Below are 21,507 nucleotides of genomic sequence, written 5' to 3'. Positions count from 1 at the left end.
TCAAGAAAACGGGCTTACCTGTTGAGGTTGGTACTGGTGGTCGCACCAAGTACAACCGAACTATTCGTGGTCTGGATAAAACCCACTATTGGGATGCTGCTTGTGTAGGGGCATCAACCCCAGAGCAACTGAACACGACGGGGCTTAAACCCCTACTGATTGCTGCCAAGGGACATGGGACTCGCCAAGCGTGCCGTACCGATAAGTGGGGTTTTCCACAGCGTTATTGCTCCCGAAATAAAGTCCACAAAGGCTTTCAAACTGGAGATATTGTGAAAGCGATAGTTACCAAGGGCAAAAAAGTCGGGACTTATGTGGGGCGTGTAGCTACTCGTGCCTCTGGCAGCTTCAATATTTCAGCGAGGAACGGATTAGTTCAGGGCATTAATCACAAGTATTGTAAATTTATGCACAAAAAGGATGGGTATTCCTATGCAAATTAAGTTGGATATTTTCTGGGTATTGAACCCCAGAAAATATCCCCCGTTTCCTCCCGCCACTGACCTGGGTACAGGTTCAGTGGGGGTCTCCACGGAGGAAGACAGATGAAAAAGCCCTCTATCTATCTAAAAACGTTTTCCCTGATGTTGTCTCTGGGATTAGTGATGAGTGCCAGTGCCATGGCAATCGCTGGTTTCAAACCCACTTCGTCCAGTTACAATGATCAGAAGTCTTCGGAAACCCTCTTCGCTGGAAATAAGGGGCTGCGATTTCGCAACAGAAAAATTAGAGCGTCTCGGTGGAGAACTCCAGGATTCTCGCGAGGTTCTGGTATGTGTTATGGAGAGGAAGTCGAGGTTACACCCTTAGTACCAGAAGTTGCGGAAAAAAACACAGTTCCAGTTGAAGTGACTGTACAGCCTAATCCGACGTTCTTGGTTTATGTGGGTGAGACTCAAGCCAAGGAAGCAGAATTTGCATTGCTGAGTCCAGACAAAGGGATTATTTATCACGAAATGGTTTCTCTAAACGAAACGCCAGGAATTGTCATGTTCACTCTGCCAGAGCCGATGACAGAGGAAGAGGAGCTACTCAAGGAATCGGAAAAGTACCAGTGGGTATTTTCTCTTAGTTGTGATCAGGGGGGTGATGCTTCTGGGAATTTGACAATCGAAGGGTGGGTTGAGCGTGTTTCTCCAGAAACCGAACTTGCTCAAAAGTTAGCCAATGCATCAGAACGAGAAAAGGCAGCTATTTTTGCTGAATATGGCTTCTGGATGGACGCAGCAGGTACATTGGCTCAATTACGTCAGGATTATACCGATGATCCTCAAGTTCAAGAAAATTGGCAATCTGCCTTGAACTTTGCCGGTTTAGATCAACTAATTGAAGAACCGTTGGTTAGTCGCTCTGGGTCAACTGTTGAAACCAATGCTGAAAATTAAGCTGTTTGACTCAAGGTTTTGAGTGATAGGTTCAAGGGAAAAGGTTTAACCTTTTCCCTTTTTGATCACTGACAGTGATTATTTGGCAACCTCTTTACACGCTCGCGGTTTCCCGCAAGGCATCCAGCACGGTATCGTGAATCACACCATTGCTGACAATAACCCCCTGATTATCCGAAAGTTTGGCACCCAGAGAAAAGTTGAGGGCTTTCCCGTGCATATCGGTAACTCGTCCGCCCGCTTCCTCAACCACAATCGTTCCCGCCGCGTGATCCCAAATCTTTTCCCGATAATCGGGTGATTTAGGTGATGGCAAACGCAGGTAAAGCGATGCACGACCCGACGCGACTGCACCATACTTGGCTTGAGAGTCCATCCGCAACGAAGGCGCGGTAATGCCTACGGCTTTGGCAACGGCATCCTGTCGGGAATGATCCCCGTGACCGGATTCCACACTCTCCACAAAACGCATCGCTTCCGCATTATCCGCCTTTGTCACCTGAATCGGCTGAGGTTCTCCGCCAGAGAGGGGAACCATGGTTGCACCCTGACCCCGTACCGCGACGAATAGGACACCCTTTTCTCCATCAGGTTGATCTGGGGAAACGGGTAGGGCGGGACAAACTAGAACACCCAGTTTCACTTCACCCAATTCTACTAGCGCTAAAGCCACAGCATATTGGTCTTGACGCAGAAACCCTTTTGTGCCATCGATGGGGTCTAATGTCCAATAGCGTCCACCAATCTGACTATTACCGCGATCAATCCAGTCCAATACCTGATCCGGTGTCGCATCACCAACGACAGACTTGACGTAGTGCGTTACCCGATTCAGTTGATCAGCCATTTCGGGTTGACGCAACTGGTACGCATCTTCTTCGCCCACCACGAGGTCATCAGGAAACGCCATCGCTAACGCTCGACAGATAACCGCCTGGGAACCCAAATCCGCCACCGTGACTGGACTTTTATCGCTCTTTTCCATGGCTTCAGTCACCTGTTCTTGGCGAACTTGCTCACAGAGTTTGGCTGCTGTCAGCGCTGCCTCAATAGCTACCTGTTTTTCTTGCTCGTAAGACATGATAAATCTCTATTGCTCCATAATACTCTCAAAAAACCTGGCTAAGGACGGGAAGGTAAAACACCCAATTAAGCGGCTTTAGCCCGTCCTTACCCCCAGACCACTATTTTTTATGCGGGTAACGAGGGCAATCGCCATCGTGGGGGCTTGCGTAAAAAACTCTTATTCGTGAGCCTTTCAACGTTGATACCCTGCTACTGGTAGAGAAGCCGCTTCCCGTATTACCTTGAGTACCGTTTGGTTGCACCCTTGGGCTAGGTTTAACTGTCCCGATGTCACCACTGATCACGATCTGCCCTTTCCCTGTAGCCGGATTAATCTGTACAGTAGCAAATGGCTAGGAGCGATCGCTGTAACGTATTGCCGCTTCCATAATGACCTCTCGGCAGAGTGATCATCAAGGTTCTCGCCAAGATTTCAGGGGAGATGGGGGAGCGGGGGGAGATGGGGGAGCGGGGGGAGATGGGGGAGCGGGGGGAGATGGGGGAGCAGGGGAAGCTGGGGAGGCAGGGGAAGCTGGGGAGGCAGGGGGAGCTGGGGAGGCAGGGGAAGCTGGGGAGGCAGGGGGAGCTGGGGAGGCAGGGGAAGCTGGGGAGGCAGGGGAAGCTGGGGAGGCAGGGGGAGCTGGGGAGGCAGGGGAAGCTGGGGGAGCTTGTAGAGATGTTCCACTGAAACCTCTAGGAGCTAATTCTGGTTTTGTTGGATATAAGATTTAAACACATCCACTAATTCAGAACGGCTGACAATCAGCGTGGGAAACGATCGCCCACCATAATCTTGACCGACTTTCAACGGGAAAATTGGGTCTGATGCCAACGCCACCCAAACCGCACCTGCGGCTTTGACAATTACCCACGCCCCAGCAATATCCCAAATTTTGGGTGTGGCTTCCATCCCGCCAAGAACCGCTCCTGTGGCAACGGTAATGAAGTTATAACTGGCAACCCCTAACATGCGAATTTTACAGGGGAAGGGTTGCTGTAAGAGGGAGGTACTGCGAGAGCAAAGGTTGAAAAAGTGATTACTACTGAGTTGATCAGGGCTACTGTGGATGGAAAACTCATTCATAAACGCGCCAGGGATAATATCGGGTAATCCAGATTCTCCCGCCCAAAAGCCATGAAAGGATTGCCCAATGGGGGGAAAATGAACATATCCGAACACAGGTGTGCCGTGATACAGCAAGCCCAGAGAAATCCCCCAAATCGGGATACCTCGGGTAAAGTTAGTCGTACCATCTAAGGGATCGATAATCCAACACCACTCTGTATCTGGAAAGCGATGTTCCCCTTCCTCACTGAGGATTCCGTGACTAGGAAACCGAGACGCGATCGCCCGACGAATCGTCTCATCCGCCCAATGATCTGCTTGGGTTACCAAACTCCCATCCGCTTTCTGCGACGCCTGACAGCAGCGAAAATCAGGCAGGAGTTGGATACCGACATGGTTGGTAATATCTTTGGCAAAGTCGAGTACAGACGCCCAAAATTCCTTCATTGGTTAAACATCCATTACATAATCCCTCATCCGGAGTTCCAGGACAGAAATTGTCACACCCCAAATTAGGTCAGGGCGGGTTTCGTTACATCTGGGTCAACCCAAACCGATAATCGTCAAACCCGCCCCTACAATATTAACCATCTAAATCGCTTTCCATAACCGTCGCGATCGCTTGCTTGGTATTATCCCGGAATTCTTGCACGTTCACTCGTCCCAAAAACCAAATAGCGGCAATCATCCCCACGGCTTGCAAGGCAAACACCAAGCCATAAGCTAACACAGGTGCGGTAAACAGGGCTTCTCCAATGGACAACACCCAACCGCCGATAAAGGTGGCTAACCCCCGCGCCATCGCTTGGGCTAATCCCCATGCACCGATAAAGGTTCCGGCGGTTTCCGCTGCTGTTAAATCCAGCATCAGACTTAATCCTCCCGTCGTGGTGATTCCCGCCGCTAGACCAAATAACAGCATCGCTAGCTTCAAAATCTCCCCCTGTTGGGTAAATCCGGCTAGAATAATCAGGCAGAAGCTAATGGCTACGGATAGACACCCCAACTTCGTCGTATTCTGCTTACCGATACGAGGTACGACTAAAAACCCGGTGGTACTCACACCGATTAATGTGCCTAAGCCCCAATAGGAGTTGAGCCGAGTCGTTTCACTAATGGGCATGCCAAAGACATCAGCGCCATAAGGTTCCAACACGCCTTCCTGCATAAACAGACTAATTGTCATCACCAGTAAAAAGGTGAAAAATAAACCGGTTTGGCGACTGGCGGTTAACACTTTCAGCGCTCTACCCAACGTAACTTGGTCTTCTCGCTCCACTAAACTTGAACGGGAGGCGTAGCGGGAGTATTTTTTCTCAATTCCCAGAGTTGCCAGCAGGGTTAATCCGATCACCACCAGTGGCACGATGATAAACAGACGGTTGAGGGGAGTCTGTAATGTGGCTAAGGGTGATGACAGAACCTCTGCACTAACCTGTGAGCCTGTTTCTGTCGGATCAAGACTTTTGAGCAAGATACCTCCAGTAATCCCGCCGATAATAATACCCACCATCAGCATTGACCAGGTTGTGCCGATTAACTTGGAGCGATTGTCCTCATCCGAAACATCCACCAGCATAGCGGTAAATGGGGTGGAACTAGCACTCAGGGCTAAACCATAGAGGGTAAAAATTAATGCTAATACCCCTGTCCAGCCTACTATCTCAGTATTTAATGTCCAGCCTCCAGCGGTTTGTACGGCTGCACCCAGTTGCCACATCACCTGAACCGCCAAAAAAGCCGCGATCGCAAATCCGGCGGTGCCCAGCCAAACATAACCACTGCGGTGATATCCAAAGAGGGGTTTAGCATCAGAAAGTTGACCAAACCAAATTCTCGCCGGGGCAACCAATTGATGCATGGCTAATACCCCCGTAGCATAAGCGGGATTAATCCCCAGTTCGCTAATCATCACCCGGTTGAGGATACCTAAGGTAAGAATCGCCATAATCCCTAACCCCATCTGGAATAAACCCAGGCGGAACATGGTTAAAATATTGATTCTAGGCAGGGGTTTGTCTGGGGATGAGGGAGTAGGTGGGGACTGAGTAAAATCACTGGTTTCCATAGCCGTTCAGATGCGATCGCTTTTTTTGGATGACCTGATAAAACTATACGTTTCCTGAGAGTCTGTAACCAATAAACCCGATAAAATCCAAGAAGTATGAACAAATGTAACAAACTCAGAGCGCAGGGAATGACAATTCAGACAACCACCTTAGTTGACAGAGGATAGAGAAAGATAGAATAAACGTAAATTTTGGCTCGGCAAAGACTATGGCAACCCTCTTCCTTGACCTATCTCCAGAACTTGAACAACAACTCCTCTGTCTCCCACCCAACGACAAACTTCGCCTCATCCAACTGCTTGCCCAGAGTCTCAACGATCTTTGGAGTAGCCCGTCCCCAGAACCCTCCACCCAGCTTTCCGAGTTTTTTCGCTGCTCTCCCTTGGCTGAAGTCGCTGCCACTGGAGAACTCGACCTCAGTCGCGATCGCTCTCTCCCAGGCGATCGTTTTGTCCTCTACCAGTAATGGATTCTTTGATTGCCGCGATCGCCCTTCAACATTCTCTGCATCTGGTTACCCGAAACGAAAACGACTTTGCCAAGACGGGTGTCGCGATCGTAAATCCTTGGTCTACTTAGGCTGTTTGAGCATCCGACCTCATCTAAAAGTCCCCACCAGCAAAACCCGATAAAATAAACATTAATAAATGTAACGAATTGGGAGCGCAGGGAATGACAATTCAAACCACCACCTTGGCTGAAAATGGTCCCACCGTAACCAGCGTCGGTATTGGCACTTGGGCGTGGGGCGATACGCTGTTTTGGGGCTACGGCAAAGAGTATGGAGTATCTCAGGTACGAGACGCCTTTGCCGCTACCTTAGATGCAGGAGTTAGCTTTTTTGACACGGCGGAAGTGTACGGATTGGGAGAATCCGAATCACTGTTGGGACGGTTTATGAAAGAATTCGGACGTCCAGCCCAGATAGCCACAAAATACTTCCCGGTTCCCTGGCGGTTTACATCACAGTCGGTGTCTGATGCTTTAACGGCTAGCTTAAAACGGTTACAGGTTGAGCAAATAGAACTGTATCAGGTTCATTCTCCCTTTAGCTTCTTCATGAGTCAAAAAACCCTAATGAATGCCCTGGCGGATGAGGTGCAACGGGGGAGAATTGCCACGGTGGGGGTGAGTAATTACTCCGCCGAACAAATGCGGGAAGCACACGGTTATCTAGCCGCCAGAGGAATTCCCTTAGCCGTAAATCAGGTGCAATATTCCCTACTGGAGCGGAAAATTGAACGGAATGGGGTTTTGGATACAGCGCGGGAGTTGGGGGTGACGATTTTGGCGTATAGTCCTTTAGCCCAAGGATTATTAACCGGGAAGTATACCCCAGAAAATTACGTGAAACCCACAGGGGCGCGTAGTCTTGATCCGCGTTTTAGCAAAGGGGGGTTAGAGAAGATTGCGCCTGTGATTAAACTGTTGCGTCAATTGGGGGAAAAATACGATCGCACTCCCGCACAGGTAGCGTTAAATTGGTTAATTGCCCAAGGGGTAGTGCCAATTCCGGGCGCGAAAACAGCCCAGCAAGCCCAGGAAAATGCTGGGGCGTTAGGGTGGAGTTTAAATCCGAGTGAGGTGGAACAGTTGGATCAGGTGACTCGTGGTTTGTAGAGACGTAGCATGAGGAGTCTCTACACCTAGCGCAAACGGATGAATTTTTCAAGCTTTGACGCTATATCTGACATAACCTATAGTCAAGGTTTAGCAACAATTAACAGCAGATTATCACATGGTCCGAGAGCTTGAGCGAGAACGCATCAATGGTGATTTTCCGGAAACGGCAGCGACGGCAAACCCGGTGTTTTTCAGAACCTACAGCCGCCGCACCGCTAAGGGTAGAGAGACGTGGAAGGAGGTGTGCGATCGCACTATCCAAGGCTTAAGCAAACTGGGTAAGCTGACTCCAGCAGAAACCGCCCTGCTGGAACGGATGATGCATCAAATTAAAAGTTTACCCTCAGGACGCTGGTTATGGGTCGGCGGCACCGATTGGCTGGAAAATCCGGAGAATTTCTCTGGCGCTTATAATTGTACGTCCACAAATGTGTTAGATTGGCGTGCCTTTGGCTTAATGATGGACCTCGCCATGATGGGCTGCGGCACAGGGGCAGTTTTAGAACCCCAATACATCAACCAGTTACCCCCAATTCATAATCACTTAAATGTAATCTTAGCGGGGGAAATTGGCACAACGCCATCGGAGAAACGGCGGGAAAAAACCGAGGTCAAAATTGATGGGAATCAGGTGACAATTTATGTCGGAGACTCCCGTCAAGGGTGGGTTCAGTCATATCAAAGTCTGTTGGAATTATCCACAGATAAACGATTTTCTGGTGAAGTTCAGGTATCCATTAATGTGAGTGATATCCGTCCCGCCGGAGAATCGTTAAAAGGCTTTGGCGGGGTGGCAAATCCGATTAAATTACCGGAACTGTATCAGCGATGTGCGGCGATTTTAAATAAAGCCGTGGGACGGCAATTAAATTCAGTCGAATGCTGTCTATTAATTGATGAAGCTGCTGTTGTGGTTGTAGCCGGAAACGTGCGTCGTTCTGCCGGTATGCGCCAGGGGATTAGTAATGATGAAAAGTTTGTTAATGCTAAAGATAACCTGTGGCAACAAGATGAACATGGAAATTGGCGGATTGATCCGGAACGCGATGCGTTGAGGATGGCGAATCATTCCCGTGTTTTTCATCATAAACCCACCTTAGATGAATGTATTGCAGCGGTTCGCAAACAATATTATTCTGGTGAAGGTGCGATTCAATGGGCGGGAGAAGCCGTAGCACGAGCAAGTTGTGATTTGTTAACAACTCAAGCCTTGAGAAAAGAGTTTCTGCAAGCCTACGAACAAGGAAAAGCGAGTCACTGGTTACAGGAAAAGTATCCGAATTTGACACCTGATGAAATTGAGCATCGCTTGCAGCGGTTTGGCTTAAATCCCTGCGTGACGGCGGATACTTGGGTGCATACGGAATTTGGTCCCCGCCAAGTTAAAGATTTAATCGGGAAACAACATGGAACTTACGTTAATGGGGAACTGTTTAGCACAACAGCCGATGGCTTTTTCTATACGGGCGATCGCACTGTCTTTACCCTAGCCACAAAAGAGGGGGTATCCCTACGGCTGACGGGGAACCATCAAATTTTGCGTATTAGCGCCCAAACCCAAAAGCGTCAATATACTGAATGGGTTGCGGCTGAGGAATTGAAAAGTGGCGATCGCGTCTGCTTGCACAATCACCGAGGAATTCAGCCTTGGCAAGGTGTGGGAACATTTACCCAAGGATGGTTATTAGGGAGTCTCGTCAGTAATGGATCACTCGCCCAAACTCAGGCAATAGTGCGATTCTGGGGTAACTCTCAGGTCAAAATGGCAGAGTCTGAAGTAGCAACCCTCCAGAACAATGGTGTTTGTACTGTAAATTTAGGGGGTGATTCTGATCGCCAACCGGATTTACAGCAAGTGGCGTCGAGTGATCTGGAACAACTAGCCGCCCAGTTCAATATTAATGGTGGTCAAAAAATAGTGACGCCGGAAGTTGAACAAGCCAGCTACGAGTTTTATCAGGGATTCCTACAAGGGTTATTTGATGCCAATGGTAACGTGCAAGGAACGTCCACTCAAGGCATTAGCGTGCGTTTAGCCCAACGTAATCTTGAGTTACTGCCAGCCGTACAGCGGATGCTGCTGCGCTTAGGCATTGTTTCCACTGTTTCTCAAAATAGTGACACGGAAGATTATCCCGAAAAGCCCGAATTGGTGATTGCTAACGACAACCTGATTGAGTTTCGCGATCGCGTGGGTTTCCGTCAGCCGGAAAAACAGCAAGAGTTGGATAATTTACTCAACGGATACCAGCGTCAGCTAAATCGGGAACGCTTTGTTGTCACCGTTGAATCTGTGTCTCCTACTGGTATCGAACCCGTTTACGATTGCACCGTTCCAGGTGTCTCTCGGTTCGATGCTAATGGCATTGTGGCGCACAATTGCGGTGAAATTATTGGTTCCGTATTCCATTGTAATTTAGCCGAAATTCACCTAAATCAAATTGATCCGAATAACGAAAAAGAACAAGAGGAGGCATTCAGTGCGGGGGCGCTTTCCGTTGCCATTTTGCTCAACCATCAGTTTGTTGAGGAACGCTATCAAAAATCACGGGAATTAGACCCAATTGTCGGCGTATCCTTCACCGGACTATTTGATTTCTTTGTCAAAGCCTTTGGCGCAGAATGGTTACACTGGTGGGCAGAAGGGCGCCCCGATACTGTTGAAGGGGTGCAGTTTAAGGAACAAGAAAAAGCCTATTTAACCCGCTGGCGCGATATTGTCCATCGGGTGGTGTGGGAGTATTGCGATAAGCATGGGATTAAACGCCCCAATCGTTGTACAACCGTTCAACCGTCTGGGACAAAATCTCTACTTACAGGCGCATCTCCGGGTTGGCATCCCCCTAAGGCACAGCGATTTATTCGCCGAATTACGTTCAGAAAGAATGATCCAGTAGCATTAGCTTGTCTGGATTACGGATACAATGTCACGCCATCCCAATCGGATAAAGATGAAAATGGGAATCTCTTAAATGATCCCTTTGCTGAAGCCTGTTCAGAATGGTTGGTGGAAATTCCCGTGGCTGTATCCTGGGCAGATTTACCCGGTGCCGATGAAATTGATATCAGTCAGTTTTCGGCATTGGCACAAATGGATTTTGCCATGCAAGTTCAGCGCTGGTATGTGACACACAACACCTCTTCCACCTGGGAATTGCGCGTTAATGAAATTGAACCGTTAGGAGAACGGATTTATCAAGCGATTCAGGATGATGACGGGTATATTTCAGCGGCGCTATTGGCGCGGTTTGATGATCATCAATCCTTCCCCCGTTTACCCTTTGAACCGATTGATAAAGCGACTTATGAACAATTGATGCAAGAGGTACAACAGCGACGGAAGATGCCTGAATTCTATCCAGCTTTGGAGAACTATGATGCAGGTGAATTAATCGAAGCTGGACCAGTGGGTTGTGATTCGGATAAATGTATGTTCCCGGAACAGACACCGAATGCATAATTTATTAGTAGGATAAACCTCCCGACTAAAACCATTCGAGTTTCCTCCCCTTGACAAGGGCTTACTTTTCACGGGATCTGGAAAACCTCTCTCCAAACCTCTCTCCTGCAAGGAGAGAGGCTTTGAGTTCTCCCCCATGGTGTTGTTCATTAATGCAAGCGGGTCATCCCTGCAGGTGGATATGAAAAAAACGGTGAAAGTTAAACCCAATTCTAAAACCCAATTGATAGAAGAAATGGCGGATGGGACTTTAAAAGTGAACCTCAAGTCGCCGCCTGTGGATGGGAAAGCGAATAAGGAGTTAATTAAGTTATTGGCAGAAAAGTTCAACGTTACCAAGTCTCAAATTCAGATTAAATCAGGGTTGTCGTCTAAAACCAAATTAATTGAAATTGTTGAAGATTAGAATTATTTTCAACATTGAGATAGATTTCGTAGTTGCGCTTTAATGCTAAAAACGCTTAATTCAGCGTATTCAATCTGATATCCTAGGTTCCCGCGCCAGATTTTGACAAGATTAAGCTGTCATGCATTTAGATTGGGAATGGGTAGCGAGCAAGATGTTCACACTACAAGGTGGCAAGGTAAAAGGGAATAATCACTGACGAGAAGGACATGATCGAATGATTCATAAATCTCAATATTTTTGCCAGTGAACTGGGATAAATAGTTACAAAAATTAAAAATTCAGGCATTTTTTTCCCTATTTAACTCTTCCTAAATCTCTAATGCAAGAAGGCAAAACACAGGAGACAGAAGGAAATAAAGCTTGTACAGTAAGCTGTTGCACCTTTTTCAAGGGGATAGTTATTTCTGCCGCGCTGCACCAGGTTTTCCTGATTTTCTCAAAATCTTCACAGAAGCCTATAGAAGTTTTACACAGGCTTCACCCATTTTAGGAGTCGGTATTTCTATAATAAAAGATATCTGAGAGCAGGCTGGGTTTGACAAGTAAGGAGAAAATTGCAACCCAGCGAATCGATAAAATTTCGCCAACTGGAAAGGCTTATGTCGTCTTATTATTTGCTGAAATTTAGGATTTAAATGGCGAATACATTGCCATGCGAAGCGAAATTTTATAATCCTTAAGACTGGTAAACACTCAATAGTTAAGTAAGGAAAAAATAATGAAAAGCAATCTGAATAAACTACTGTTTGGCGCATCAATTATTGCCAGTGTGACTGGGCTTGCTACTGCCCCAGCTGCTGCAACAACGTTTACTCTCTCTGGTGCAGACATTATTAAATATGAAGCGATCGATACGAATAATGATGGTATACCGGATACAACAGTAGCCAATCCAAACGCCGATATCAATGCTCTCCTACAAGGAAATTGCAGTGTTCCCGCCTATGAGCCTCAATATCAATGTCAACCCGGTGAACCCGGTGGAAACCTAGAATTATTCGCCAGCAGCGAACAACTAAACCTAAATCAATTTTTAGCGCATCAGGACGTTACCAGTTTAGACGCGACGTTTGATGATGGTAGAAGCATGACCCTTAGTAGCCTCACGGCAGTGGACTGGTTCGGAGAGGACTTAAATACTGGCTATGGAGCAAATACATTAGCCAATAGATGGTTTAATGATGCTCTGAGTGCTTATGGTATTGCTAATAGTCCACTTCTCTATAACATATTCCTGAACAGCGGTGGGTTCCAACGGTTCAGTGACGCGAATATCAGCTACGTCAATAACGATAACGGCACAGTGGATATTGGTTTAGCGGGTCACTATGACGCGAGACAGATGTTATTAGGCGTCTCTTCCACACAATTTGAGATACCATTGCAAGCCAGTGAGGTGGTTAAAGTGACCCATAACGATAGAACCACTTATGCTTATACCTTCAGTGCGGCTATATCTACCCTTTCATCCAACGATGGCACGCGATCGCACACTGGAGTCTATGATCCACAGTTTACGCTTGATGATCCAGTTGATGTGCCAGAACCGTCGATTCTACTCGGCTTAATTGGCGTAGGTGGTTTAGTCGCCGCTAAACGTCAGAGCAAAAAATCTTAGGTCAAATGTCGCTGAGATAGGCGCTTGGGACAATTCGATCAGTTTTTAGGGAGCCTTTTGGCTCCCTTTGTGGTTTGAAGATCTGATTTTTGTCAGTGAGTATGCATACTTCGGTGGCAATATGCCACTCAAGGTATACAGATTGCTAGATTAATTTATATATATTTAGTTATTGAGTGTTTATTAGCACATATAAAAAAAAATGGCTACAACTTCATCAAAAATTTATCGCTTTTTCGCGAAACTTCATGTAAACTTTATAAATAGATGAGGAAATGTGTGTGCAGGCGACGAAAGCTCAAGGGCTGAAGACATCGCCTGTTTAAAGGGCAACCAGAGGTTATTAGAGCCAAGAGAGGGTTAGCCAAAGCCTAACCCTGTGTATGTGCTGTTAAGAAGGCTCAACCTGTCAAGTCACGGAGATACTGCAATGAAAACAAATATCCAGAAACTGCTCGTCGGGGCATCAGTTGCCTTATGTGTCAGTGCGATCGCCGCTAATCCAGCGTCGGCTGCATCTCTGACTAACCCTCAAGTGACCGGTGAAAAGGGAGTAGACTATTTCATCTACGAACATGTCCCCAATCCCGAGCCTACAGCGAGTACAGATTTTACAAGGCTCAACAACGATGCAGATTTGGAAACAGTTCTGCAAGGAAGTTGCTCGGTTGGAGGAGCGTTCGTTCCCAGTAACAGTTGTAAAAAAGGTGAACCGGGGGGCAATGTTGAGTTATTCGCCAATAGTGAACGACTATCCTTTGATGAATTCTTGGATTACACCACGGTGACTAGCTTAACGGGAGATCTTGGGGACAAAAGCATTACCCTGAGCAGTTTGACGGCAACAGATTGGTTTGGGGAAACCTTGGATACTAGCTATGGAGTCAATAATTTGGCGAATGAGTGGTTCGAGGCAGCTTTAACCTCCTATGGTATCGATAATCAACTGCTGGAGATAGCGAATACCTTCGTCAATAAAATTCCCAGTAATAAAACGACTCTGTTCAACCAATTCCGGGATAACGGTGGATTTCAACGATTCAGCGATCCGAATATTGCCTATGTTGACATGGATGATATGACGGGAGCTCTAGAAGTTGGGCTAACAGGTCACTATGATGCCGTTGATCTGATTTTTGATGGTCTCACTGATCAGCACAAAGGTCTATTGTCAATATTCTTGGACGGGAAACCTGTACAAGCGGCTGAACTCGTCAAGATTGACTATGAGGGAGAGACGACCTACCACTACAGCTTCAGCGCCGCAGAATCTGGGTTGCTTGAACAGGGGGATATGATGTCTCATACAGGTATCTACGATCCTGAGCTAACCAGTAATGCGGAAGTGGAAGAGGCACCTGAACCTTCCTTTATACTAGGAAGCCTATTGGCGGCGGGAGGTATGTTTGCCGCCAAGCGCAAGCAGAAAAAATCGTCAGTCTTAAAATAGAACATTTGTATTATAGGCGAGGGAGCTAACTCCGTTACATAAGATCTACCCAAAGCTACCCATAAATGGACATGCTTGGAACTTACTTCCTGCTTCATCCTGGCGGTGTCGGCACCTTACCAGTCCACAGGCTCTCCCCCACCTAACTGGCGGATTGCTCCAAATTAATGGAGGCGTTAAAATCTCGGTCAATTTCCAGTCCGCAGTTATCGCACCGGAAAACCCGCTCAGATAAAGGCATTTCATCTTTGACGGTATGACAGCGAGAACAGGTTTTAGTTGAGGGATACCATTGGTCAACCTCAACCAGCGTTGCTCCATACAGCTTGCACTTGTACTCTAGCTGACGTTTGAACTCATAAAAGCCCATGTCTTGAACAGCTTTCGCCAGTTTGTGATTAGCCATCATCCCAGACACGTTAAGATCCTCTATTCCTATTCGGCTGTGGTTTTGGGCTAAATAGGACGTGAGTTTATGTAATGTGTCTTTACGGATATTGGCTATTTTTCGATGGAGTCTAGCTATCTTGACTTGGGCTTTTTTCCAATTAGCCGAACTCTGAGGCAATTTAGCATAACAGGTACGGAAGAACCGGACATTCCGGCTTGACCAGCGCTACCAGCCACTTGTGCAGATCAATCGCTGTCGGAAACTTGATTTTATCCTCTGGGTTATCCTGATTGTGGTCAAGTATCTGTTTGGTCAAACCTAGTCCCCAATTCCAAGCATGACGGGCAACACCAGCGTGCTTGGCTAGCGCGGTTCGCTGCTTATTATTTAGTTTTAACTCTGTTTTAAAACCTAACAGCATGATTCGACCTGTTTAACACCTGTTATACTCGTATTATACATGAATAATAGAAGGAAACAGGATGCCCAGGAAAAAAATTTATGATGAGTCAAAACGCCGATTCACAATGACTTTAACGGAAACGGCAATTATTTGGTTAGAGCAGGAACAGAAGCGAATTGGAGCTAACAGTTTAAGCGATACGATAGAGCGTATGGCACGAAACCGAAGCAAGCTACCCAAAAATGTCTAGCAATGGGTAGCTTTGGGTAGAGGTTTGGTTACAGCTTCTACCCCTCCTTTTTTTTGGGCAATCGCCTCCCCACGACCTGACAATCCAGAAAATTCATCAAAACTTTATATAAACTTCACGGTTACTTTACCTCATCAGGGTTATACATCTCATAGATTAAGAAAGAACTCGTATATCTATAACAGAGAACAATCAATATGAAAAGATTATCCGTGGCGATTGCTGGAACAGCCATAGCGCTAGGAACAGTGTGTATGGCTCCGGTTGAGGCAGCTACTGTTACCAATCTCAACTATTCTGGATCTTTTAGTGTGAAATCGTCGTATTTGCCTTTTCTACCCGGTGTTACTGGGGATGAGGTCATAATACCCATAGACCAGGATTTCGATATTGACAACCTTAGCGGAAGACTCTCTGATGCAGGGGATACTATGTTAACCATTCCTTGGAAAAATGATTCTGACACTTTGTCAGATCTCTTTCCAGGATTCTTGTCATTTTTTTATGAAGATGATTTACTGACTTCCTTTCAGGGAATGGGTTCTGTTTGGGATCTCCAGAATAATAAACTATCGGATTTTGATTTCGCTTACGACAAGCCCACAGGTGAAATGGTTGTGGACAGGTATGATTTTAATGAAATTAAACCCTGTTTGTCAGCTACATGTAGCGTAACGGGTCAAGGAGATGTATTGTTATCTATTCCTTATGTTGACTTAGGTCTTCCATTTCCAGGAACAAGCTCGGTTGACGCTGTTATAAGTTTTAATCTTACCCAAACGGCAAAACCCCTTTCTCCAACACAAACTCCATCGGCTCCAGAACCCTCATTTTTATTAGCCAGTTTATTGGCGGGGGGAGGTTTATTGAACGCCAAGCGCAAGCAGAAAAAATAGTAAATTTTTCATCAGAGAAATGAGATGAAATTTAAGAGAGCTATCTAGCTCTTTTTTTATACTCACATTAACCCCTATGAAACCAGCCCAAATACTCATCAACACTTTACATAAGGTTCACCGTTACTTTGCCTAAATCAGTCCCGGCATCCCATAGAGTAAAGATGAACACGTACATCTAGCTAGGAGATCGGAAAATCGACATGAACAAGTTATCCATAGCAATTGCTGGAGCTGGAGTTATGGCTCTCGGCATAGTAGGTATGGCTCCAGCTAAGGCAGCTAACTTGACACAAATAGACTCGTCTGGAGCTGTGGCTTTTCAGGTAAATGTTAACCCATTTGTATCACAATTCTTACCACCAGACTTTCAAGCGCTACTTGAGCCGCAACAAGTAGATTTCGAGAGTACAATCATTGTCGATAATGCCCCGGGGCGGTTATCTGATGCAGAAGATGAAGAGCTAACCTTTGGTCTTAGTGATGTTGAGGACTATTTAGAGGCAATCCTACCTAGCACCGTTTTACCATTGATTGATGATATTGACGTTCAGGGTTCTATTCTAGATTCCGAGAACAACTTACTCTCAGGCTTTGATGTCTTTTTACGGGATAATGAAATTGTGGCAGGTAACTATAGTTATGCTGATATCGCAGGCTGTTTAGAAAATACCTGTCATGTCTTATTTGACGGTAATGCTACTGCCTCTATCCTTTTCCCTTCCAGCGTTAATCTAACGGTAAGTGGCGGTTTTACCCAAACAGCAATGTCTCTGGTTGATGACGGTTCTACAGAGCCTGGTTTAGTATCTTTCGACTATTCAATCACTCCAATCAACTCTATACCCGAACCGATCGCTTTGTTACCTGTTGATTCTGAAGCCGAACCACCTGTTGCCGAAGAATCCTCTCCTGAAACTGAACCTGGATCTCCTGGTAACGAGAACCCCTCTGCTGAACCTGAACCCCCTGTTGCTGAAGAACCGCCTACAGCTCCACCGGGAGAATTGGGTGGCGAATCTGAGATTGCATCTGTACCGGAACCTACCACATTATTAGGGCTATTTGGCTTGGGTGGTTTCTTGGCGGCAAAACGTAAGCGAATGAAAGCAGATTAGGGCGGCTTAAGCTGTTCGGCATTTAAACCATAATGTCAAGAATTGCCAAATCCTTGTAGTAGTGCGAGCATCTTGCTCGCTGCGAGCATCTTGCTCGCTGCGAGCATCTTGCTCGCTACCCATTCCTAAAGCTATTACTGTTCAATGTTCGGACTAATCAAACTAACAATTTAGCACATTAAGTACGGAAGACCCCAAATCGTTCCATCAAACAATCGGCAATGCGCCGCGCTGAACCAGATTGACCCATACGCCGGTGTCCATTTTCGGCAATCAGTTGCAAGCGATCTGGATCTCGTAACAACTTCTGGAGGACTTGGGCGACTCGATCCGGTTGTTCGACTAATATTAAGGATGGTCCTAATAGTCGGGTTTGCGCTTCGGCAAAAGCCGGCGTGTATTGAGGACCCGTTCCCGGAATCGCGATCGCAGGTTTTCCTAATCCGACAAATTGTTCGGTTGCGGTTCCTGCCATGGCAATGCAGCAGTCGGCTTTGAGCAGACAAAGGGTATAGTCATCTTGGGTTAATATCAAAGTGCCATTCTGGTTGGTTAACGCGATCGCACTCGGATCATTCAACGTCAGATTCACGTCGATGGCTTCCAGAGGCTGCTGACGCCAGCCATACCCTATCAACGTTTCTTGTAAGGGGTCAAGACTTAAAGCGGGTGCGATCGCGCCGAGAAACACCACTGATCGTTGTTTATAAGCATCCAATAACCCATTTGCGGCTAGGGCGATTTTCTGCCAATTCTGGTAGGCTTCTGGCATTCTCGAACCCGGTAATAATGCAACCACCAAAGGACGCTGCATTTCTTTTTGTTCGGCATCGGGTTCATAGAATATCGGTTCTGGCTGTTCCGGTTCAATCCCATCCATCATCGGGTTCCCTAAATCCAATGCTGGAATTGACCATTTTTGCAAAATTTCTGTTGTCAGTTTATCTCTAGGAAACACCGCCTTGCATCGCTTGCGACTCATCAACCAACGTTCCCACGGCAAATACACCGAACCGGACCATCCTTCCCGACGCTGACGATTCGGTAACCATCCCGCTTCATCCCGCAGATAATACTCCGATTTAGCTGTCCCGACAAAAGCGTAAGGGGCGCCACTTAACCACGCAAACAAAAGCGGGACAATATCTCCCACCGCTAAAATAACCCCGCCGCGTTTCGCCCAACGGCGAACCGCTTTCAATTGCGCCCATGTCAATTTCAACAAACCACTCTGCAAATCCCGCAGCAGGTGACGCCCTTCCATATAGATAAAACCACCAGAGGGCATGGTTTGCACCAGTCCAACAATCGGAATATCCAATTGTCGATAGGCTGCACCTTCACCCACTAACGGCAATGCGGCTAATTCCGGCGCATCTGGGCTAGCGTTGAGTTCCTGTAGAATTCGGATAGCAATAACATCTTCTCCGTGACCGTTGCTGATGCACAGCAGTTGCATAGTGTGGTTATCGGTTATTTGGTAATATCACTATTAATTTACCTTAGGGAACAGGGAACAGGGAACAGGGAACAGGGAACAGGGAACAGTTTTTAAGGATTGAGCGTTTTGATCGGGAAAATAGTTTTAAAACAAGGTAAATATCAGATTGATATTGATACTTCGTTAATTAATACAAGCCGAGTTTGAGCAGATTTCACCTCAAGTGGTTCTGGATGCGATCGCCTATACTGAACAGGATGCTAGAACCCTGATGAGTACATTCAACGGCATAGCCCAGTGGCGCGGCGTATGAGGATATGTGGAGAATGTAGCTGCTGCGATCGCACTTGCCATTACCGATGACCGAGCGACTGGTCAGGTTTACAATATAGCAGAGGCACAATTTCCAACGGAAGCAGAACGGATTCGATGCATTGGACAAGTGGCTGGATGGAAGGGTGAAGTCGTAATTGCGTCGCCATCCCTGATGCTAGACAGTTGGAGTTTGCCCTACAATTTAGAACAGCATTGGGTGGTCGATTCTACCCGCATCCGCCAGGAATTGGGTTATGTTGAACCCATCCTCTTAGCAGAAGCACTCTCAGTGTACCATTGAGTGGGAACGAATTCACTTGCCTGAAACCGTTTCTTCAGCAGCAGCACCAGAATTGCTGGACTATGACACTGAGGATGCAATCCTAGCTCAATTGGCAGCGATTAGGAGTTTGTCGGATAAGTACAACGGTGATTGCGTTAAAACAGGAGTAAACCCCTGCCCTAGTGACAATGAACCAGCCCAACAATCTCGGTCTGGAGAGTTCCAATCATTTTTTGATAGTGAATCATTCGCCTAAATTATCCCCGGAGTCGGACAAGCTAAGCACAGAGACATTAGATTCAGGTGTCTCGCCTGAACCATCCAAATCATCAATGACATCGGCTTTAGGTATCCCATCCGAAAAGCCAAAATTATCAATGACTGAAAAATGTGGGTTAAATAATCAGTTATCAATTGTTGATCCGCGTCGTCGGAATGGTTTAATTATCTATAAACGTTATCACGCCGAGTTTGCTGGACCGGGTGCCGCCGTCGGTGGAATATTTGATCATGATTGTCGGCAAGTGATACCTGTGGGGGATATGAAGTTGCTCACTCCAGAATCAGCCGATGACCGAAAACGCGCTTGTTTAATTCGCCGCCAGTGGGCGCAACTGACGATACAAATAACCAATCATCCAACATCAGCCAAACGTGCTCAGAAGATTCTGAGTCAGTTTGAGGGATTTTTTGACGCCGAAACCATTGCCAAAATACCAGACGAAGCCTTTGCCCTGTTGGTGGGTGTATTTCCTTATACAATTCAGATGATTCGAGATTCGCCAAGGAACTAATAATGCTCCAGATGAGGATATTACGTTTTGTGAATATTGGACTCATCCTAATCAAGCACAAGTGATACGAACTTACTGTCTGAGTTAAAACATTAGTAAACTCATGACAGAGTAACCATGAACCATTCCCCCAATCCAGTTCGGGAGAGTTCCAATCCTTCCTGGATAGTAAATTCTTCGCCTAATTTATCCCCGGAATCGGAAACTCTCAGTACACAAACATCGGGTTCAGGTAATCCACCCAAACCTCCCAAATCATTAATAATTGAAGAATTTGGCTTCAATAATCAGTTATTAGTGGTTGATTCGCGTCGTCGAAATGGTGTAATTCTCTGGAAACGTTATCATGCCGAATTTGCTGGACATGGCGCTGCTTTTGGGGGCATATTGGATCAGGATTGTCGGAAAATAATACTTGTGGGTGATTTAAAGCTGCTCACTCCAGCATCAGCCCAGGAGCGACAACGAGCTTATTTAATTCGCTGCCAGTGGGCGCAACTGACGAGACACATCACGGGTTACCCAACACCAGTCAGACGCGCCCGGAATATTTTGAGTCACTTTAGGGAATTTTTTAACGCCGAAACCATTGCCCAAATGCCAGACGAAACCCTGGCTCTTTTGGTTGAAGCATTGGCGCTGTTAGTTGGGGTATTGCCTCATACCATTCAGATGATGATCCGAGATTTGCTAAGGAATCATTCCTTGAGCGTAAATTCTTCGCCTAATTTATCCCCGGACTCGGAAACTCCAAGTACAGAAATATCGGGTTCAGCTAATCCACCACAATCACCCAAAAAGTCGCTAATAGTAACAATGCCTGGAAAAAATTTTTGGTTAAATAATCAGTTATTAATCGTTGATCCGCGTCGTCGAAATGGTGTAATTCTCTGGAAACGTTATCATGCCGAATTTGCTGGCCCTGGCGCTGCCGTTGGGGGGATATTTGATCAGGATTGTCGGCTCATGATACCTGTGGGAGAGTTGCAGTTGCTTACTCCGGAATCAGCCGATGAGCGCAAACGAGCTTATTTAATTCGCCGCCAATGGGTGCAGTTAACTAGACAAATAACCAGTCATTCAACACCTGCACAACGAGTCCAGCAAATTCTGAATCAGTTTTTGGGCTTCTTTGGCGCCGAAACAATTTCCCGAATGCTAGATGAAACCTTTGCCCTTTTGGTAGAAGCCTTAGCCATGTTGGTTGGGGTATCTCATCATACCGCTAAGAGGGTAATCCGAGATTGGTTAGAACAGCAATCTTAGAAATGAATGAACTACGACGACTTACTTCGTTGAAGTCGTCGTTTCTGACGTTTCTTCGCCCCTAGCTGCTTCATGCTTGGAGCAATCAGTAGAGCTAGGCGACTCCACGTCTAAAGAGGTTCGTTCCAAACCCCTTCCCCAAATCTCATTTACTTGGGCGGCATTAACATCTCTGTCTTCGGTATGACCACAGTCAGGATTAGAG

19 protein-coding genes and 3 pseudogenes are annotated in these 21,507 nt (G+C 46.6%); 16 read left to right on the top strand and 6 right to left on the bottom strand.

Translation table 11 applies throughout. The annotated features are described in order from the left end of the window. A pseudogene (locus RIG27_RS01285) lies at positions 1–443 on the top strand (RNA-guided endonuclease IscB); the annotation flags it as partial. A gap of 102 nt (positions 444–545) precedes the next feature. Continuing rightward, positions 546–1,385, top strand: coding sequence for a DUF928 domain-containing protein (locus tag RIG27_RS01280; RefSeq protein ID WP_446341708.1), 840 nt, complete (start codon positions 546–548; stop codon positions 1,383–1,385). Between the two features lie 94 nt (positions 1,386–1,479). Here the strand turns inward: RIG27_RS01280 and RIG27_RS01275 are convergent, their stop codons facing one another. Further along, positions 1,480–2,466, bottom strand: a complete 987-nt coding sequence (locus RIG27_RS01275; protein ID WP_446341706.1) for a 3'(2'),5'-bisphosphate nucleotidase — start codon at positions 2,464–2,466, stop codon at positions 1,480–1,482. Positions 2,467–2,840: 374 nt separating this feature from the next. Here RIG27_RS01275 and RIG27_RS01270 point away from each other — a divergent pair, with 374 nt between their 5' ends. Further along, positions 2,841–3,182 carry a hypothetical protein gene (locus RIG27_RS01270; protein WP_446341704.1) on the top strand — a complete coding sequence of 114 codons (342 nt, stop codon included), beginning with the start codon at positions 2,841–2,843 and terminating at the stop codon, positions 3,180–3,182. On the opposite strand, the gene RIG27_RS01265 is transcribed toward RIG27_RS01270, so the two are convergent. Both RIG27_RS01265 and RIG27_RS01260 read right to left on the bottom strand, forming a co-directional pair. Beyond that, positions 3,151–3,963, bottom strand: coding sequence for an inositol monophosphatase family protein (locus tag RIG27_RS01265; protein WP_446341702.1), 813 nt, complete (start codon positions 3,961–3,963; stop codon positions 3,151–3,153). The two genes, RIG27_RS01270 and RIG27_RS01265, sit on opposite strands and share 32 nt — an antisense overlap. A gap of 136 nt (positions 3,964–4,099) precedes the next feature. Continuing rightward, positions 4,100–5,584, bottom strand: a complete 1,485-nt coding sequence (locus tag RIG27_RS01260) for a BCD family MFS transporter (RefSeq protein WP_446341701.1) — start codon at positions 5,582–5,584, stop codon at positions 4,100–4,102. A 209-nt stretch (positions 5,585–5,793) separates the two neighbouring features. Between RIG27_RS01260 and RIG27_RS01255 the strand changes: the two genes are divergently transcribed. The 6 genes from RIG27_RS01255 (at position 5,794) to RIG27_RS01230 (ending at position 14,145) form a co-directional block, all read left to right on the top strand. After that, the gene (locus RIG27_RS01255) at positions 5,794–6,051 is read left to right on the top strand and encodes a hypothetical protein (protein ID WP_446341699.1); all 258 of its coding nucleotides are present in this window, start codon (positions 5,794–5,796) and stop codon (positions 6,049–6,051) included. 206 nt (positions 6,052–6,257) lie between these two features. After that, a complete protein-coding gene (locus RIG27_RS01250; protein ID WP_446341697.1) occupies positions 6,258–7,205 on the top strand; it encodes an aldo/keto reductase in 948 nt (315 codons plus the stop codon). Between the two features lie 118 nt (positions 7,206–7,323). Continuing rightward, positions 7,324–10,668 carry a ribonucleoside-triphosphate reductase, adenosylcobalamin-dependent gene (gene nrdJ / locus RIG27_RS01245; protein WP_446341695.1) on the top strand — a complete coding sequence of 1,115 codons (3,345 nt, stop codon included), beginning with the start codon at positions 7,324–7,326 and terminating at the stop codon, positions 10,666–10,668. A gap of 181 nt (positions 10,669–10,849) precedes the next feature. Continuing rightward, positions 10,850–11,074, top strand: a complete 225-nt coding sequence (locus RIG27_RS01240; RefSeq protein WP_446341710.1) for a DUF167 domain-containing protein — start codon at positions 10,850–10,852, stop codon at positions 11,072–11,074. 721 nt (positions 11,075–11,795) lie between these two features. Beyond that, the gene (locus tag RIG27_RS01235; protein WP_446341693.1) at positions 11,796–12,695 is read left to right on the top strand and encodes an NF038130 family PEP-CTERM protein; all 900 of its coding nucleotides are present in this window, start codon (positions 11,796–11,798) and stop codon (positions 12,693–12,695) included. Positions 12,696–13,125: 430 nt separating this feature from the next. After that, on the top strand, positions 13,126–14,145 hold the full coding sequence (locus RIG27_RS01230) for an NF038130 family PEP-CTERM protein (protein ID WP_446341691.1): 1,020 nt from the start codon (positions 13,126–13,128) through the stop codon (positions 14,143–14,145). Positions 14,146–14,287: 142 nt separating this feature from the next. Here RIG27_RS01230 and RIG27_RS01225 read toward each other — a convergent pair. Beyond that, positions 14,288–14,957, bottom strand: a pseudogene (locus tag RIG27_RS01225) (transposase). A 61-nt stretch (positions 14,958–15,018) separates the two neighbouring features. Between RIG27_RS01225 and RIG27_RS01220 the strand changes: the two are divergent. The 3 genes from RIG27_RS01220 (at position 15,019) to RIG27_RS01210 (ending at position 17,203) form a co-directional block, all read left to right on the top strand. After that, positions 15,019–15,189: a hypothetical protein gene (locus tag RIG27_RS01220; RefSeq protein WP_446341689.1), complete on the top strand. Its 171-nt coding sequence runs from the start codon at positions 15,019–15,021 to the stop codon at positions 15,187–15,189. Between the two features lie 197 nt (positions 15,190–15,386). Continuing rightward, a complete protein-coding gene (locus tag RIG27_RS01215) occupies positions 15,387–16,085 on the top strand; it encodes a hypothetical protein (RefSeq protein ID WP_446341687.1) in 699 nt (232 codons plus the stop codon). Positions 16,086–16,288: 203 nt separating this feature from the next. After that, a complete protein-coding gene (locus tag RIG27_RS01210; protein WP_446341685.1) occupies positions 16,289–17,203 on the top strand; it encodes a PEP-CTERM sorting domain-containing protein in 915 nt (304 codons plus the stop codon). Positions 17,204–17,381: 178 nt separating this feature from the next. On the opposite strand, the gene RIG27_RS01205 is transcribed toward RIG27_RS01210, so the two are convergent. Next, complete coding sequence (locus tag RIG27_RS01205; protein WP_446341683.1) at positions 17,382–18,662, bottom strand: lipid-A-disaccharide synthase-related protein; 1,281 nt, start codon at positions 18,660–18,662, stop codon at positions 17,382–17,384. Between the two features lie 301 nt (positions 18,663–18,963). Between RIG27_RS01205 and RIG27_RS01200 the strand changes: the two genes are divergently transcribed. From RIG27_RS01200 to RIG27_RS01185, 4 genes are all read left to right on the top strand, one after another. Beyond that, entirely contained in the window at positions 18,964–19,260 is a 297-nt protein-coding gene (locus RIG27_RS01200) for a hypothetical protein (protein ID WP_446341682.1), read from the top strand. A 16-nt stretch (positions 19,261–19,276) separates the two neighbouring features. Next, positions 19,277–19,498, top strand: a complete 222-nt coding sequence (locus tag RIG27_RS01195; protein WP_446341680.1) for a hypothetical protein — start codon at positions 19,277–19,279, stop codon at positions 19,496–19,498. Positions 19,499–19,574: 76 nt separating this feature from the next. Beyond that, positions 19,575–20,036, top strand: a complete 462-nt coding sequence (locus tag RIG27_RS01190) for a hypothetical protein (RefSeq protein WP_446341678.1) — start codon at positions 19,575–19,577, stop codon at positions 20,034–20,036. 117 nt (positions 20,037–20,153) lie between these two features. Continuing rightward, positions 20,154–21,302 carry a hypothetical protein gene (locus RIG27_RS01185; protein ID WP_446341676.1) on the top strand — a complete coding sequence of 383 codons (1,149 nt, stop codon included), beginning with the start codon at positions 20,154–20,156 and terminating at the stop codon, positions 21,300–21,302. Positions 21,303–21,313: 11 nt separating this feature from the next. On the opposite strand, the pseudogene RIG27_RS01180 reads toward RIG27_RS01185, so the two are convergent. Beyond that, positions 21,314–21,507 (bottom strand): annotated as a pseudogene (locus RIG27_RS01180) (RNA-guided endonuclease InsQ/TnpB family protein); the annotation flags it as partial.

The organism is Coleofasciculus sp. F4-SAH-05, assembly GCF_040222985.1.
Classification (GTDB): domain Bacteria; phylum Cyanobacteriota; class Cyanobacteriia; order Cyanobacteriales; family Coleofasciculaceae; genus Coleofasciculus; species Coleofasciculus chthonoplastes.
The sequence above is the reverse complement of the archived record's forward strand: the minus strand, read 5'-3'. Positions and strand labels throughout refer to the sequence as shown.